The sequence below is a fragment of the Limnohabitans sp. Hippo3 genome (genome assembly GCF_003063665.1).
GTDB lineage: Bacteria > Pseudomonadota > Gammaproteobacteria > Burkholderiales > Burkholderiaceae_C > Limnohabitans_A.
Map to the genome: position 1 here is coordinate 443,073 of NZ_NESF01000001.1, position 16,382 is coordinate 459,454.

At 49.6% G+C, this 16,382-nt stretch carries 13 protein-coding genes, 1 tRNA gene and 1 pseudogene; 3 read left to right on the top strand and 12 right to left on the bottom strand.

Features of this window, described 5'->3' with window-relative positions; all coding sequences use genetic code 11:
- The first annotated feature begins 101 nt into the window (after positions 1-101).
- Positions 102-192: transfer RNA gene (locus tag B9Z34_RS02065), tRNA-Ser, on the top strand.
- An 83-nt stretch (positions 193-275) separates the two neighbouring features.
- Here the strand turns inward: B9Z34_RS02065 and radC are convergent.
- The 10 genes and pseudogenes from radC to hxsA2 form a co-directional block, all read right to left on the bottom strand.
- A pseudogene (gene radC, locus B9Z34_RS02070) lies at positions 276-737 on the bottom strand (DNA repair protein RadC); the annotation flags it as partial.
- A gap of 326 nt (positions 738-1,063) precedes the next feature.
- Entirely contained in the window at positions 1,064-2,056 is a 993-nt protein-coding gene (locus B9Z34_RS02075) for a hypothetical protein (protein ID WP_146179609.1), read from the bottom strand.
- A gap of 663 nt (positions 2,057-2,719) precedes the next feature.
- The gene (locus B9Z34_RS02085) at positions 2,720-4,690 is read right to left on the bottom strand and encodes a GDSL-type esterase/lipase family protein (RefSeq protein ID WP_108426438.1); all 1,971 of its coding nucleotides are present in this window, start codon (positions 4,688-4,690) and stop codon (positions 2,720-2,722) included.
- A gap of 22 nt (positions 4,691-4,712) precedes the next feature.
- Positions 4,713-6,581, bottom strand: a complete 1,869-nt coding sequence (locus B9Z34_RS02090; RefSeq protein WP_369907501.1) for a carbamoyltransferase — start codon at positions 6,579-6,581, stop codon at positions 4,713-4,715.
- On the bottom strand, positions 6,553-6,702 hold the full coding sequence (locus B9Z34_RS14795) for a DUF5989 family protein (RefSeq protein ID WP_369907502.1): 150 nt from the start codon (positions 6,700-6,702) through the stop codon (positions 6,553-6,555). Before B9Z34_RS14795 ends, B9Z34_RS02090 begins: the two co-directional genes overlap by 29 nt.
- Positions 6,703-6,709: 7 nt before the next feature.
- Positions 6,710-7,105: an SxtJ family membrane protein gene (locus tag B9Z34_RS14800; RefSeq protein WP_108426440.1), complete on the bottom strand. Its 396-nt coding sequence runs from the start codon at positions 7,103-7,105 to the stop codon at positions 6,710-6,712.
- A gap of 52 nt (positions 7,106-7,157) precedes the next feature.
- Positions 7,158-8,318, bottom strand: coding sequence for a His-Xaa-Ser system radical SAM maturase HxsC (gene hxsC, locus B9Z34_RS02100; protein WP_108426860.1), 1,161 nt, complete (start codon positions 8,316-8,318; stop codon positions 7,158-7,160).
- Entirely contained in the window at positions 8,312-9,742 is a 1,431-nt protein-coding gene (hxsB, locus tag B9Z34_RS02105) for a His-Xaa-Ser system radical SAM maturase HxsB (RefSeq protein WP_233249376.1), read from the bottom strand. Before hxsB ends, hxsC begins: the two co-directional genes overlap by 7 nt.
- Positions 9,743-9,768: 26 nt before the next feature.
- Complete coding sequence (hxsD, locus tag B9Z34_RS02110; RefSeq protein ID WP_108426442.1) at positions 9,769-10,053, bottom strand: His-Xaa-Ser system protein HxsD; 285 nt, start codon at positions 10,051-10,053, stop codon at positions 9,769-9,771.
- Positions 10,054-10,113: 60 nt separating this feature from the next.
- Positions 10,114-10,416, bottom strand: coding sequence for a His-Xaa-Ser repeat protein HxsA2 (gene hxsA2, locus B9Z34_RS14435; RefSeq protein ID WP_146179610.1), 303 nt, complete (start codon positions 10,414-10,416; stop codon positions 10,114-10,116).
- A gap of 384 nt (positions 10,417-10,800) precedes the next feature.
- On the opposite strand from hxsA2, the gene B9Z34_RS02115 reads away from it, so the two are divergent.
- Together B9Z34_RS02115 and B9Z34_RS02120 are read left to right on the top strand one after the other, a co-directional pair.
- Complete coding sequence (locus B9Z34_RS02115; protein ID WP_108426443.1) at positions 10,801-11,235, top strand: LexA family transcriptional regulator; 435 nt, start codon at positions 10,801-10,803, stop codon at positions 11,233-11,235.
- A gap of 1 nt (position 11,236) precedes the next feature.
- The gene (locus B9Z34_RS02120) at positions 11,237-12,535 is read left to right on the top strand and encodes a Y-family DNA polymerase (RefSeq protein ID WP_108426444.1); all 1,299 of its coding nucleotides are present in this window, start codon (positions 11,237-11,239) and stop codon (positions 12,533-12,535) included.
- 16 nt (positions 12,536-12,551) lie between these two features.
- Here the strand turns inward: B9Z34_RS02120 and B9Z34_RS02125 are convergent, their stop codons facing one another.
- Positions 12,552-13,199: a hypothetical protein gene (locus tag B9Z34_RS02125; RefSeq protein WP_108426445.1), complete on the bottom strand. Its 648-nt coding sequence runs from the start codon at positions 13,197-13,199 to the stop codon at positions 12,552-12,554.
- 492 nt (positions 13,200-13,691) lie between these two features.
- Positions 13,692-16,280: a phage/plasmid primase, P4 family gene (locus B9Z34_RS02130; RefSeq protein WP_108426446.1), complete on the bottom strand. Its 2,589-nt coding sequence runs from the start codon at positions 16,278-16,280 to the stop codon at positions 13,692-13,694.
- Between the last annotated feature and the right edge of the window lie 102 nt (positions 16,281-16,382).

Below are 16,382 nucleotides of genomic sequence, written 5' to 3' on the forward strand. Positions count from 1 at the left end.
AATTGGCAAAAAACCAGCCGTACAGCGATCTGCCAAGTCCACACAAGAATTGCCACAGGCATCCAAAAACCCGTTTTTCCACTGCTACAATCTCAGGCTTCGGAGCGGTGGATGAGTGGTTTAAGTCGCACGCCTGGAAAGCGTGTGTGGGTTAATAGCCCACCGCGGGTTCGAATCCCGCCTGCTCCGCCATAGACCTAGTAAAAACGCGCCTTCGGGCGCGTTTTTCATTTCCGTATGCCATACGGTGTGCCATTCATCATGCAATGGAATAATCATATGAGCCCCTCCTCTGCAAAGCTTAGTACCTTAGAACGTGTGACGATCATGTGATCAAGTACACGAACATCAACCAAGGCCAGCGCGCTTTTCAGGTTTAGCGTGAGTGCTTCGTCTGCCCTTGAGGGTTGAGCTGAGCCACTTGGATGGTTGTGGCACAAAATAACAGCCGCTGCGTTTCGTTTCAATGCCTCCAGAACAACCTCTCTTGGATAGACTGACGTTTGCGTCAATGTACCCCTGAAAAGTTCTTCGCATGCAATGACTCGGTTTTGTGAGTCCATGAACACAACGGCGAAAACTTCATGAGGTCGGTCGCCCAACTTTAATCTCAAATAGTCTTTGACGGCATCTGGTGACTGAAGTGTGTCGGTATGTTGAATTTCACAAGCAAGCAATTCCAAGGCTTGCCGGATGATGGGGTGCTCTGCGTAATTGGCCATTCGTACTCCTTTGAGGTTGTACATACGGCTGACTTGCTACCCCCCGGAGAGGTCCCCCAAGGGGGTGGGGGGGGCGGGGGCACATTGGACCAGAGTCTCTCAGTGCGTGAGCAATTTTTCAAGGCATACACACCTTGACTGAAATTAAAAATTAGGAATTAAAAAAAGAGCTCCTTATTACAAATTCACAAGAAGCGAGATTTAGTCATTTTTTTCAGATTCCGCAATTATTAAACAAAAAAAGCCTGCCATTGCAAATATAGCCCCTAATATTGGTCGATTTTCACAAACCTGAGTCCCAGACAAAAATCCAAGAACACCCCATGCATAACCATAAATATTCATTTATTGCTCCAATATCCAAGATTTGAATAAATTAAATGATCAGTACCACGGTCATCGTATATAAACCCCTTTGGTTCACATCCCATCCATGGACCTGGATACGTCTTCAGTAATTCAAACCCATTTTCTTTAAGCCCCTGCCTGGCCTCCCTGACGCCTGCGAAGCTGAGTGAGTCGATGATCGCTGGACGCTCCTTGCCTCCTTGATCTTGGAAAAAGTAAACGGTTGCAGTGTCGTCATCATTTCTTTCGATCAGCGCCCAGTTGTGACACAACATACCAATCACCTTGACCCACCAATCACGGTTTCCGATCTTAAAAACTGGGGGAGTCAATTCAGCAAAATTAAACCTTGTGGGGTCTTCGGGCGCATACCTTCGAGCTAGCCAAGCTGTCTCATAGTCATACTCATCATCGCGTCCGACGAACTGGAAAGGCAAAGAGGCCTTCCTCTCAATGGCAAGCATCAATTGCTCAGCACGGGCTGCCATCTCTTCATCAAAGTTATAATCCAACATGAAGCGGGCTTCATCGAACTGCTCAAGTTGTCTGAAGATTTCAGCCCTTAGCAACCGATGAGAATCAGTGCTCTGATCAACTAACAACAACATTTTTTGCAAGTTCTGCTGATCATCGAACTTCAATCCAGCGCGACCACCCTTCAAGCGTTCATCGTTGCAACGCTGCCAAAACAGCAAGCGCAATGGCAATTCGTACGAACTGTCAAAACGAGTTTCTTGAATGAACTCAGCAATCTGCTCGGGAGAAGCCTGCTCATACCTGGCCACATCTTTGTACTTGAGCTTTTTCGCTTTCTTCTCGGCCCTAAGTGCCAGATTCTCAGGGCTTATCAGGCCCACGTCGAAAAAACCAGTTGTGTCATACGTGTCATAGGAGTCAACTTCCTCCATTAACGGCCAAAAAATTGTGGATTTGCAATGTGGGCAGGCTACGAGTAACGGCGTTGTCGGCAACATTGGAGCACTCATTTGTCCATCAGATCGGAACTTGGCCCTACTGGTGTTTCCAGATGAAATGCTCCGGCGTTCAAAGAGCCCTTCACATGACTCGCATTGATAGACGTAGGACGGTCCTGGCAGCATAAATTTTCCTTTTGTAGTGTGCAATCAGCCAAATTTCCGGCTCTCGGAATGAATGGCAAAACAAGGGGTTTCCGTCTAGGCAACCTTGGTAATCGAGGTCACCTATGACTTCACCATACTGGTTGCTCCGCTACTTTGCGAACAGTGTTCGTATAATTTACCGGGTATGCTCAAATCGCCACAACCGGATCAAGTCAAAGTAACGCGCCAGGCTCTGGGCTTCACTCAGAAAGAATCTGCGGATATGGTCCATTACAGTCTGCGCGCTTGGCAATTATGGGAGGCCGGTGATCGAACAATGCCAGCTGGTGTCTGGGAGCTTTTCTTGATTAAGATTGGACTACACCCAATATATGGCGCACGTAGCTAATTCGTTGCGTACCTTGAGGCGCAAAGTCTGGTTACAACGCCTTTACATACTAAGTCCAGGCGTCTATGTGTGCTCTCATTAGTGGAAAGCATCCGTTCAAACTAATCAGCCCCCTAACTAGTTCATATATTAACTTCAGTAGCAATAAATTATTTTTTAGCTTTATTTTTTTGCTGAAACTACTTCAGACAAACAGCTCGAATTTGATCGCCGTGAGGAGAAGTGCCAGCGTACAAAAGGTAGCGACCACTTGAGCTAAAACGTGGATCCCACTCGTCTTCAGCCGATGAAGCACGTCTAATCGGTTTGAAGTCAAGGCTGTCTAACCGCATTGTGTAAATATCAAAATTGCCTCCTTCTCGCTGTGCAAATGCTAGCAACGTTCCATCTGTCGAAACGGCAGGGTCCCACTGTTCATATTTAGAGGCAATCACCAGCCGCTTTGTGGAAATCGGATCATCGAATCTCTTTGTGTGGATTTGGTAGCGCCCAGGCCCATTGTTGATGAAATAGATATCGCCTGTTGCACTTGCAAATGGTCGCCAGCTTTCTTCTGTAGGTTGGGTAAGTGGCTTAGGGATGCCTGCCGACTCCTTCAGTGCATACAGTATTGGAGGCTTTTGATCATCATGCCGATATCCTGAGAAGTAAATAAAACCATCAAAACCGACATTCGCTATTGCGCCATGTAATCCTTGGTCAGCAAATAGAGCCTTCGCCTTTCTTTCTTTTAAATCGAAAATCATAAGTCGGCGATCATCACCAGATCTCTTAGTAAAAAGAATCCGCTGCTCATCTATCCAAGTCGGATGCTCAAGCCCGAGTGGATCGCTACTTAGGAAAATTTCGTCTCTCAAGCCAGTGACAACGTTTAAGATAACAATCGCACTACCACCAGAATGGTTGTACTGAAACAATAGCCGCTGATCTGACCGGTCGAAGCTCGGGTAACGCCCCTGAAGCACGTTCTCATGTAGAGGGGCAGCAAGCAGTGACTTGCCGCCTACTCGAAGGTCAGTGCATGTAACCGACTTTTGAGGAGCAGTAGTCGCTTTATCTCCCACTATCTGCTGAAGCGTTCGCGCAATCTCATCTGAGGCCCACTTCGAACCGGAATTATTGAAATGAATATGATCGTCATAGAAAAGAGAAGAACCGTTAGTTAGCTTCGCAAATGCCCTCGCTAGATCGATTAGTGCAACAGATTGTGTTTTTGCGACAGTCCGTATGGCGTTATTAAACGCATCCTGATCTGAAGACGGCCGACCAAGCGGCTGGGTCATTAAAACTGGTATTTGGCCATTGGCCCTAATTACAGCGATTAGGTTGCGCAGGCTCTGCTCGAATAAATGAATACGACTCGATGCGATCCCTGTATGCGCATCAAGAGCCCTTTCGGTCACATTGATGCCTTTTTCGCCCTCTGCACTACGGATTTTGCGAATCACTGCATCTACGAGGAATATCAAATTACTGTTAAGACGTGCCCAGTCCCAAGAAGACTGAGCTACCCCACTTACCGCGTCCAGAAGCCCATTGGATGTAGCCTCCGGATAGTTAAAAACACTCGACCTATAAGTTTCATTCAGTGTGAGCCGTAGTCTATCGTTAATGTTATGCATCACGACAACTACCTCTGCCTCCCGAAGTCTAGGTGAAGGATGATTTAAATAAAAATTTAGGCTGTCATGCGAAGTATGACCACGAACTCCTCCATTTAGGCCTTCAAAACTTTGACCAGAAGACTTGCTGAGCTGAAATGGTGCTAGAAACGGAAACCTATACTGCTCATCTACCTCATTGTTCTCAGTAGTGGAACCGCCTAGAAAAAGGATTTTTCGTGTCGAGCTTTCAAACTGAACATCTGCTGGGCCCAGAACAAGTCCAAACTGATCTGTGCGAAGTAGCCTGGTAGGTCCACCAAAGGGTTGTTCATTAATAAATTCATCAGCCAAATTGGGTTGGAGCCATTGCGCAGTTGTAATCAAAGGAGCAGACTCATTCACGAATTTCCTTGTCTCCGTGCGAGTTAGCTTTACGTTATCAGTCAATCCAGAAATTAACTCAGCCAATATAATTGTTCCTAGCACTAGAAAAATCGCTATGGAAATAAATAATACCTTTTTTGCACGCTCTTGAAGTATAGACATTACAATTTTCAGCTAAATTTTATCAATCAAGAGGATAAAGCTCATGATGTGGGTTCGACGGTGTTTTTGTTTGCTTGCTCTTTTCAAGAAAACAATTACCCACGACGAGCACGTCGAGCCCTGTGCCAAGAAAGCACCGGAAGGCGTCTTCGGGCGTGTTCACGATTGGTTCGCCTCTGACGTTGAAAGACGTATTAACCAATACCGGACATCCTGTAATTTCCTTAAACCGAGTCAGCAATCCATGAAATCTAGGATTTATATCGCGACTAACTGTCTGAACTCGCGCTGTCCCGTCAACGTGAGTCACTGCCGGTATCGTCGATAGTTGCACCGATTGCTTATCCAACCCGACTAATTTATCGACGCTTTCTTTTCCTGCAAGCAAGTTCCGCTCCTCCACTTCACTCACCAGCAACATATACGGACTCGATTCGCGTAGATCAAACCATTCATTTGCATCTTCTTCACGGACACTTGGTGCAAAAGGTCGGAATGACTCCCGAAATTTGATCTTAAGATTAAGTTGCCGTTGAGTCATCGGAGATCTAGGATCGGCAAGGATACTTCTTGCGCCTAGTGCGCGTGGTCCGAACTCCATACGTCCATTCATCCAGCCAACCGCCATACCATTTGCGAGACTCTGGGCAGTTGTAGTTAGCAGTTCGCTTTCCTCTAGTACGTTAAAGCAAGCACCGCATGCCAACAATCGTTTCTCGATATCGTTTTGAGAATACTCGGGACCAAGAAGAGCGCCCTTCATTCCATCGCAGGGGGATACGACTCGACCTCTCCCGAGAAGCTGGTAATAAAGAGCAAGTGCTGCGCCGACTGCTCCACCAGCATCGCCCGCAGCAGGCTGTATCCAAATCCGATCGAAGACATTAGCCCGAGAAAGCTTTCCGTTCGCAACGCAGTTCAACGCTACTCCACCGGCAAGACATAAATTTCGAGCACCGGTTTGTCGTGAAACTTCGCGTCCTAAAGTTAATACGATCTCTTCAGTAACAGCTTGAATGGAGGCGGCAATATCAAGATGTCGAGTCTCAAGCATTCCCTCAGCTGTCCGTGGACTACCTCCAAACAACTGATGAAACGCTTCGTTTGTCATCGTCAAGCCCGTGCAGTAATCGAAGTATCGTAGATTGAGAGCAAATGACCCGTCAGACTTAATATCAATGAGATTTTCCTTAATTAGACTTGTGTATTTGGGCTTTCCGTAGGGCGCCAATCCCATAACCTTATACTCGCCTGAGTTCACTCGAAAGCCTAGATAGTAAGTAAAAGCCGAGTACAGGAGTCCAATTGAATGAGGAAATTGGATCTCTCGTTCAATCGTCAGGTTGTTTCCATCTCCGACTCCAATAGAAGTGGTTGTCCATTCCCCAACTCCGTCCATCGTGAGTATTGCCGCCGACTCAAAGGGCGAGGGGAAAAAAGCGCTGGCCGCATGGCTCAGATGGTGCTCAGAAAAAGCTAACCTATGCGTCCACTGTACTTTTTGGTCAACATGCTCAGTCAAATCTTGTACCAACTGAGATTTCTGAAACAGCTTGTCCTTAATCCACCCAGGAAGTGCTAATGAGAAGCTGCGAAATCCTCGTGGAGCAAACGCAAGATAAGTCTCAAGTATCCTTTCAAATTTCAAAAAAGGCTTGTCATAAAAAATGACATAATCAACTTCTGATGGTTTTATATTGGAATACTCAAGGCAAAAACGGATCGCATGTATTGGAAAGCTGGCATCATGCTTAATCCGAGTGAAACGTTCCTCTTGAGCAGCGCATTTGATCTCACCGTCAACCAGCAAACACGCAGCGGCATCATGGTAATAGGCTGAAATTCCGAGAATCCGCATCTGATCAGAAGATCGTGTAAATGAATGGCGCAAGGATGGATCCTTTGGCCGCCACCATCAAGCCGCCTAATGCAAGCATGATCAGAATGATTGGAAGGAGCCAAAGTTTTTTCCTGGCTCGTAAGAATTGAAGCAGCTCGTAAAAAAGATTCATTGGACTACTAGTACTGTTGCCTGAAAAATTCACTTTGCGAGCGCGCTGACGACTGCCGCTTAATCCAATAAGTAGAACGAGTTTGAAACTTGAGCCTCAAGGCGTCTCGGCCAAGCCAACGAGAAACAAGAGCAGTGGGAGTCAAGACAATGTAATAGAGTGCTGCAAGAACAACAGGGTTAAAGATAGCACCAAGTCGCTCGCCAAGCCAGAGCCATCCGTTTTTGAGCTGGTTGAATTTGTTGGGACAGAGTATGACCATTGCAGCTATAGCGATTGTCAGCATTATCAAAAACAAAACTAGTGCTACATTAACCTTCCAAAAGGCGTAGATGGCGGCTGATCCTGTAAAGACGCACAGCAATAATCCAAACGACCTGTCTGATGCAGAAGGTTTAATCATTCGATAGCCGAATAAAATCAATTAAGCGAAAGTTTGAAAACATTTATGATTTTCAAAGAAAGGGGGTTATTGATTGACTATATCCGTTGCGGATACCAGATGAGAAGAAGCCACCACATTCGCTCTTTCGGCGACAAGGGTCACACTCCTTAGCATACTCGTTTTTCCAATCTGAAATTGACTTGACATAGACAGGAAAGACGTCTGAATTTATCAAGCAAAGAGGGTGGTTATAAACCGCAGTGCGGATGCCATAGCTTGTCAAGATTTTTACTGCTTCGCTAAGCTGATCCTTGTATTCAATAGGATCGACCCAAAGAGTGTCTATGTTTGCTCTGGCAAAGCCGATATGCTCAAGTCCCATGAGAGCTACCTGATCAACAAATAACAGGTTGCGAGAAATAAAACTTGCCAGCTCGATCAAACCTTCGCAGGTTTGTTTATGGATTACCACTCGAATCTCAACTCTCTGCCCAAAGCGTTTAAGGTTGAGTACACCCCGTACCGTCTCATCGAATGCACCTTTAGATTGCACAACATAGTCATGAATACTCGCATCGGCCGAGTAAATTGGGATTCCGATCATGAGATCGGGGTGTTGCACTTCAGCGTACGCCTTTGAATACGCCTCGTCTGCGAATGCCCGTCCATTTGATAGCACATGTAAGCTAGTTTGGGGTAACCAACTTTTAGTGTGTTGGAGTAATTTAAGGAACTCATATCCGTAGATCGTAGGCTCTCCCCCAGTGAAACCAATTTCTTTAGTTTCACGAGGTATCATTTTTATCACCTCGAAGGCCTCCGCAAGCAGCCAGCTATCGTCAACGTTCTTGGGAGGTTGCGAACACATCAGGCAATAGTGATTACATTGCTCCGTAAGCAAAATACTGTTGTGGCTTGAATTGGCACGAAAGAGAGAACGAATACGCCCACCAGGCATCAAATTCACGATATCCCCATCGCCGAAATAGTCAAACTCAGAGCCGAGCAGGGTTGTTTTCTCAGCTGGAAGCCCCTCTGGAGATGCACCAGGCAGTAGAAAGTAGTGTTTGAATCCACTGGGTATATGTGAGGAATCTCTAGCAAGGTATGCCTTCTTATCCCTCAAGGGAGGAGGAAGGTTGGCGTTGGTAGATAGGCTGAAGAGACTTGGTTCATTACTGTCAGAAACAATGTCTGACTTGCGTACAACTCGGCCGGAAAGCATCAACATCTGTTGGCCCATTTCATAAAAATGGTTTTGACTTCTGGGTCAGACCTCATGTACTCAAGGAGGAGCTTGACTACGCCCATAGTGCGCTTGCAGAACTCAGACTCAGGCTTGCGGCCAAGCACATCGCCATGCATTGCATGGTGGAAAACAGGATCAGCCCCGCACCAAGGCTCAAATGCACAATCACTGCACATTGGAGCAGACAATGTGAATGAATCTTCTAGTGCGCTAAGCAGCACCTCATTGGTGAACACATCCTCGTAGCTGCTAGTAGCCAGGTTTCCGATTTTGAAGGTCGTGTCGCCCATTTCGCGTAGCATACGACTCTCATCTGAGGCATAAATATCCCCGTCATAGTTGAAGACAACGGCAGCGATGCCTGCACCCGAAGGATTCATCAAATCAACAAAGCCTGGATCGTCAGACGTCAACATTTTGGTCAGCAGAAGGGCTGCGAATTGCTCAGTAAAGTGGGTACCTCGCTTGTTTATCTCAATGATGTAGTCTAGCCCCTCTTGATAGAACTTTAACCATCGATCCACGTTGTATGCACCATAGGTCTTGGTTTTAATCGCAAATCCATAGGGTGATAGGTGGCGTAAGAAGACTCCATCAAAACCGTGCTTGATGTATTCGTCGACGATGTCTCTAACTCTTGTCAAACTTGCCGGTGAAGTGGTCATAAGAGCCGAAACGGCGTCATACCCGAGCACACTTCGAGCTCGTTCTAGGCCCTCTACGAATCTTGCGTGACTGTCACGGCCTGGCCTAGGTCGGTTCCGGTTGTGGAGATCTTCTGGGCCGTCGAGCGAGGTGGATAAGTAGATCTTATGCAACTTGCAAAAAGCCAAAATCTCGTCTGTGATCAGTGACAACGTACTAGTTATCACAAATTGAAGATTACGTTGTTGAGTTTCGTTTATCTCTTTTGCCCTGTTTACGATGTACTTGACGAGATCGAAATTAAGCAATGGCTCGCCACCTTGAAATTCAATCTTTATGGCAGGGTTCGGAGACCGGAAGACAATTGCAAGGGCTTTTTCAGCCATGTCGATCGTCATGTCGAAAGCTGCTTTATTTTCAGACTGACGTGAAACCTGGCAGTATGGGCAGCTGTGGTCGCAGCGAAGCGTAATAACGAAAATGTGCAAGTTGGTGAAGTTTCTCAACTTACTGTACTTGGTACGCGTCTTGAGACCCAATAGCTCAACGCTAGCTTCATCTCCAGCTTCTTTGATGAAGTGGCGAGAGCGCAGCATGGAGTAAGTCTTGCTATCTGGATCGAGTCGCTTGTTAACAGTAGCGCGCAGTTCCTCGCGTGAAATTAAGGCGAATTCGCCAACAAAGTTCGTGATCACAACATTGTTATCATCCAACGGCTCGAACCTGAACGGCAAAAGTTGATACTGACCTTGAGTGGCCAAGTAATTGACAAGAGGGCTAAACTTTGTCACCCCTGCAATCCTGTACGCGAAAAAGTGTAAGCTAATATTAAATTTCGCACCGCTTCAGTCTCTTCTTTTATCTGTACCCGAAGCTGTTGATCGAGTAGCTCACGCTTGAAGTCGTTGAGGTGCTCATTTAAGTTCTCTTCTTGGCCTGTCACTGGATCAATATTGCAGAGCCACTCATCTCCATCTGGTTCGATCAAGATAGTGAGTCGATCAATGAACCGATAAGCTGCTTTTTGCGTTGCTGCGAGGCTGTAGATTTCTTTACTTAAGTTCAGTTTCACTGCTAAACTCCATACAAAAAAGTCCGCATAAGGCGGACTGTTTGGATTTTAAGAGGCCGATCAATCTCGGTCGCGGTATGAAGAGTAATGAGATCGGTGGGAACTGTGTGATTGATGAGAGCGATGCGAAGAATGATACGCCATCAACAAGCCGGAATCTTCTGCTCTTTTAAGTACGAAATTGTACTCATCGCCTTTGTCGTCTGTGACAGAAATATTTTCACCCAGAGCAGAAGTTTGAGCCACTGCTATGTTGGATGAATCTTTAAAGAATGAGCCGGTAGGCGCATTCACGACATTCGGTGCTGCATCGGCAGCAAAGGCGGCAGCAAGACTAGCGAAGGCAGTAAGAAATTTCTTCATTGACGGCTCCAATTTCTAGAACACTATAACGTAAGAATTTTATAAATGCAACTGAATTCGCAAAGCACGGGGGGTTGGTGAGAAATTTCTGATGCTCACGCTCAGAGCCGTTAGAGAGTCAGCCATACGTCACTTCGACAAGCTTGACCCTCAAAATTTCCCTTTGTCAGCATCGCTGCCAACTAGCTTCAACGAAACCAGAGGAGTTTCAGTGCAGGCGGATGCACGTTCGGACTGTAACGGGCGGCAATCATTGCACTCTAGCTGATAAGCCAAAATCAATTTTCAGCATCCAGCAAAGAGGCTAAGCCAACTCACAAATTAGCAACTGCAAATTCATGATGTTTTAAGTATACTGATGTTTTATACAGTATTGACGACATCATGCCCCAGCTCTCCATCCCCCAGCCCCTGCCCCCCGGCCCGCTCCTGGTCAATGCGTTTCTGAGCAGCGTTCAGGCCGGTTTCCCTTCCCCGGCCGAAGACCACCAGGTCGAGCGCATCGACTTGATGCACCAACTCATCAAGCACCCGCAGGCCACGTTCATGCTGCGCGTCAGCGGTGAGTCCATGCGCGATGCGGGCATCCTGGACGGCGCGGTCGTGCTGGTGGACAAAGCCATCCAGCCTGAAAGCGGTCACACCGTGATCGCCGTGGTCGATGGCGAATTCACCTGCAAGACCCTGCAAATCTTGCCTGGCGGCGGCATGCGCCTGAAAGCTGCCAACCCCGACTACCCGGACATCGTGCCCAAGGACGGCCAGACGGTGGAAATTTGGGGCGTGGTCGTGGCCAGCATCGTCCAGCACGCGGCCTGACATGCTCGCCCTGATCGACGGCAACAACTTTTACTGCAGCTGCGAGCGCGTGTTTCAGCCCTGGCTGAAAAACCGCCCGGTGGTCGTGCTGTCCAACAATGACGGTTGCGCCATCGCCCGCAGTGACGAGGCCAAAGCCCTAGGCATCAAGATGGGCGCGCCCTACTTCCAGCTGCGCGACCTGGAGCGCGACGCGGGCCTGATCGCCCTATCTGCCAACTTCGCGCTTTACGGCGACATGAGCGACCGCATGATGACCTTGGCCGCAGGCCTGGGCCACACGCAAGAGGTTTACAGCATCGATGAAAGTTTCATTGACCTGAGCGCCATCCCCGGCGACTTGGTGCGTCGCGCCCGCATCATCCGCAGGCGCATCCACCAATGGATCGGCATCCCGACCTGCATCGGCATCGGCCCCACCAAGACCCTCGCCAAGCTGGCCAACGCCATCGCCAAGAGCGCCGAGCGCAAGCCCGGCAGCTACCCCCCGGAATTCGCCCAAATCTGCCACCTAGGCGCGTGCAAACCCGAAGAACTGGCCCAGCTGCTCCAAGCCACCGAAGTCGGTGACGTCTGGGGCGTGGGTCCGAGGATCGGCGCTCAGCTCAGAGCGCAAGGCGTGCACACCGCGCTGGACTTGCAGCGCATGGACCCGGCCGCAGCCAAAGCGGGCTGGTCAGTCGTGCTGGAAAAGACTGTGCGCGAACTCAACGGCGTGCCCTGCATCGAGTTTGAAGACGAGCCCCCGGCCAAACAACAAATCGCGTGCACCCGCAGCTTCGGCCACCCGGTCACAGAGCTGATTGAGCTGCAAGAAGCCATCACCGAATTCGCCTGCCGCGCTGCAGAAAAACTGCGCAAGCAAGACAGCCACACCGGCCACATCATGGCTTTCATCCGCACGAGCTCATTCAGAAAACAAGACCCGCAATACAGCCGCAGCGCAAGCATCCCCCTGCCCTCGCCTACCAGCGACAGCGCGCACATCACGCAAGCGGCCAACGCCATCATCCAACGCATCTACCGCCCCGGTTTCAAGTACGCCAAAGCGGGCGTGATGCTCATGGACCTGCAGCCGGCCACCCGTCACCAGCTGACGCTGGACTTTGACGAAGCCATGCCCGAAAACCGCATGCGCCTGATGACCGCCATGGACCAGCTCAACCAGCGCTATGGACGTGGCACCCTGAAGCTGGCCAGTGCGGGTGTACCGCGTGCACGCAAACTGTGGGCGATGAAGCAAGAGAGGATGTCGACGGGGTTTACGACGGATTGGGAAGGGTTGGCTGAGGCGACCTAGTCTCCGCTGCAAAGGTTTATGTTTCAAAAAATCCAACCTCTTTGCTAGCCTTATTAAGCTGCACTTGCCAAAAACGAACATCTGCAGCCAAAGAGTCAAGAACGTACTGAAGTTCTTCACGCTCATTTTTCCGAATCCTTGCTCGAGCGTACTGGCTTGCTCGACTGCGCAGCTCTTTGTTCTTCAGTTCAATTACCCTGACCAGGTCTTGGTGCTTCAATTCCAACTCTTGATAGTTTACTTGCAGCACACAGCTTGGATCAAACTCAGCTGAAGCAACGTAGGTGGCCGGATCAACACGAGCCCGCAAAGAATCGATCATTTCAAACGCTCGCTTTGGAAGATTATTGCAACCGCTAACCCCACCCTTAAAAGTAATTAAACCCCAATCGCTGGCGTAAGCTTCAGCAGTTCTTGCTGCCTCTTGTGCATGGTGTTTCATTAGTCTGATTGCTTCAGGGTCACCCCAACCTAAGTCAGTAGTGATATCAATTTCTTGAATTCGATGGCGAGTAATTGCAGCTGTCGTGGTATTGATCAGCTCTGGCGCACGCGGCTCGGGGAGCTCCTCCAATATGCGCGCCACCTTGGCTGCATTACGCTCTGCTTTATGTCTGGCGATTTCATCATCGGTGTGGTAATTGCGACGGAATAGTGAAGTCATTTTTTATCTCCTGAAAATCTCCAAAAGCGCTTGTTGCGGCCAGCAACAGTCCAGTCGCGGCAAGGTTGAAATCCCACGACTCGGAGTGCCTGAGCGATGTGATGGTGTGCGGCACGGCCACCGTTCTTGCCTTTGAGTCCGGCAAGACACTCGACCTCTTCGGTTGTGAACGAGCGCCTTTTCTGCTCTGGAGCCATTGTCTCGAGCCAGAATGCAATTTTTTCAACAAGTGGATTTACGCGCCCCGAATAACACTGCCTGGGTGTGTACTGTATGGTTGTTTGGACCTGTGCCTTAAGCAGTAAAAGTCGTTGTCTCAATGGTGTGTATGTGGCCATACCGTTTCCCCTAGGTTGGTGGCTGCAGCGGATGTTTTTCAATTGGTGCACTTGCGCAGTTTTACCCCCTGTTTCGGCAACTTTTCCTTATGAACTTCTCGCATGGAGAAGTTACATAAAAGGGGTGTCAAAGTGCGTAAGTGCACCAATTTCGTTAGTACGCCAGTGAGGCCTTAACACCTTCAGCATTGAGCTCAAATCCTTGGTAGCTCCTGCGCCCAAGGATTTGGTTGATGTTCGCTGTCTTCAGCCGACGCGTTAAGGTCGTCTTGGAAGGTTGCCCATGTCCGTTATCACGGCACCAGCGTTGGAAGGCCTTGTAGGCAGGAGTGCATTCGCATTTGAGTTCTGCACCAAGAGTGCAGTGGTCACTGATCCACTCGCCGACCATGTCCTGCTCCTCCCGGTATGCAGTTGTGGCGCCCTCAAGGGTGGACGAAATAGAAAGCCCAGACTCAAGGTACTTGGCCAGTCCAGCAAGCATCCAATTGAGGATACCGGAGCCCTCATTTTTGAGCTTGTCCAACAACTGACGATCACGCCGCTCCTTGGGTATGACCACGTCGAATGGGATCAGAACGATACGACTCCACATGCCACTTGAGGTATCGGTAATGACAGGCTTGTGGTTACCAACCAACATGAGCTTGTGTGTGGGGTCAAACGTTATGGCTGCCTTACCGTAGGGCACACGCCCGGTCAGTGTGTCACCGCCGGTAAGATCCTTAATGCGCGCATCAGCAAGGCGCTGACCTTCGCTGGTTTCATTGGCATACACCAAGCGCTTGCCTTGTAGAGCAACGATGTCCGGACTTGGCCCTTGAGGGCTACGTGGGTGGTTCATCAGCATTTCGGTATCGATCTTGGTGGCATATGACCCGAGCAGCCAATTCAAGACTTCTAGCAAGATTGACTTGCCGTTGTCGCCTACACCAAGAAGCATCACAAACTTTTTCTCGGACGAACGACCGGTTAGGCAGTAGCCCATCCAGCGCTGTACGAAGTCACGAACATCCCTGCAAGGCAACACCTCTTCCATAAACTGTTCAAACCGTGGGCAAGCAGCTTCCGAGTCGAACTTCACCGCACACCGCTTGGAAACGCGGATGTAGACCTGAGGTGACAACAACCGACCAGTTTTGAGATCCAATATGCCGTTCTGAACACCAAGTTGCATTGGGTCTGCATCAAACTCGTTTGCCGAAAGGCTCATGCCAGGCTCAGACTTACCCATCTCCACCATGGCACACATTGATTGCAGGTTACTTGCTTTCAATGCTCTTGACATGCGTTTGCTACGGCCGTTCCACTCTGGGTGTGACAGAACTTCCGCCGATGCCTCGTGCAACAGCTTGGCTACAACGTTTTTGGCTGCGCGCGCGATGTCGTTTTGTGTAGCATGTTTCCAACCGATGGCCGGATCAAACTGAAGCCACCGATCAGTCTCGATTAAGTAAACCGATCGCCCCCGATTTTCTTGAGCGAATGCATAGCCTGTGGCAATGTCGCCTTCGCGAAGCGTTATGTCGTCATCGTCTTTTTGTGTTGCACCAGCGTGTTGGTTATGCGTCGACTTGCGACCCAAAACCAGAGGGGCTTTGATCTTTCCCTTAACGGTACAGCCTTCGCAAACGCCAGTATTGCAGCCCTGGAAGAACTCGCAGGTTGTTGGGCCAGCGCCCCATGTGTCGTAGCGGATGTCCCAGTCAAGGCTAGAGTGGCCGGTGGATTCGCGCTCGGATGTCCACTCCTCGGCCAGCGCCCTACCGTTTTCGCAAAAAGTGAGCAAACCGATAACGCCGCGCCAGTGATCGTACCCAACGTCGCCTTTGCTGTCGCGCATAGCGGCTACCTGAGCGCACCTATTAGCCATGAGGTCGGCGTCTACGGGGATGTCCAGGTACTGCGGTAGGTGCCCCGTCAGGTCAGCGTTCAAGTCATTGGCCTGGTACTCGTTCGGGGGCGATTCCTTGACGACTTTGACACCGTGCGTAGTCGTGTATTCCTGTAGCAGTGCCGCAAGTTCTTCATAGTCTGTCGGAGTGCCTTCGGTCATGACCACGACTGGCTTGGCGGCGCTGTTCTTACGGTTGACTGAGCCAACAGGGCGCAGGATGGAAGCGAAGTCCGCGGTTCGTGTCGGGTCGGCCCGCACACCCTCGTGGGCCAGTGTGGCTTTGAGCGCGTTTGCGACTTTGCGCCATGCAGTGTGGGATATCTCCTTGGTCAGCGGCCAGTACAGGTGAATGCCGTTGCCAGAATCCACGATAAGGGGCTTGGGCCAGCCGATAGTGCCAGCGAACTTGTAGGCCGCCACGACAGCGTCCTTCTTGGTCAGGTAGCCCTGCCCCTTGTCGAACTTGTCTTGGCCGCAGTCAACGTCCACCCAGAACGCCTTGGCGCAGTCCCAGTTTTCCGGGATGCGGTACTTACGCTTGGGGTTGCCCTTGAAGTCCAGCTCGTCCAACTCGATGACGGCTTTTTGATAGGACGCACAGGCGTGGTACACCGACAACTGCTTGCTGTCAGCCATACCTTCAATGGCTTCGGCCATTGTCTCAAGATCGGTATAGACCTTGTGAGCTGGGAATTTGTAGCCCTCTTTGAACAGGGCTAGGTAATGGATGCCGAACTCCGGCAGTATTGTTTTGAGGAACTGATGCGTATTCATGGAGCGCGCTTTTTTTGTGAGTTGCTCGTACGCGTTTTCCACAGTAATTGAATTTGCTTCAAGATCAAGCATGGTCCCCCCTGCGCTTCGTTTCCAGCCATGAATCCAGTGCGTCCGCGTCAACGACGGTCACTCGCGCAGAAAGAGCAAAGGGTTTGGGGAAAGTTGGGTCGT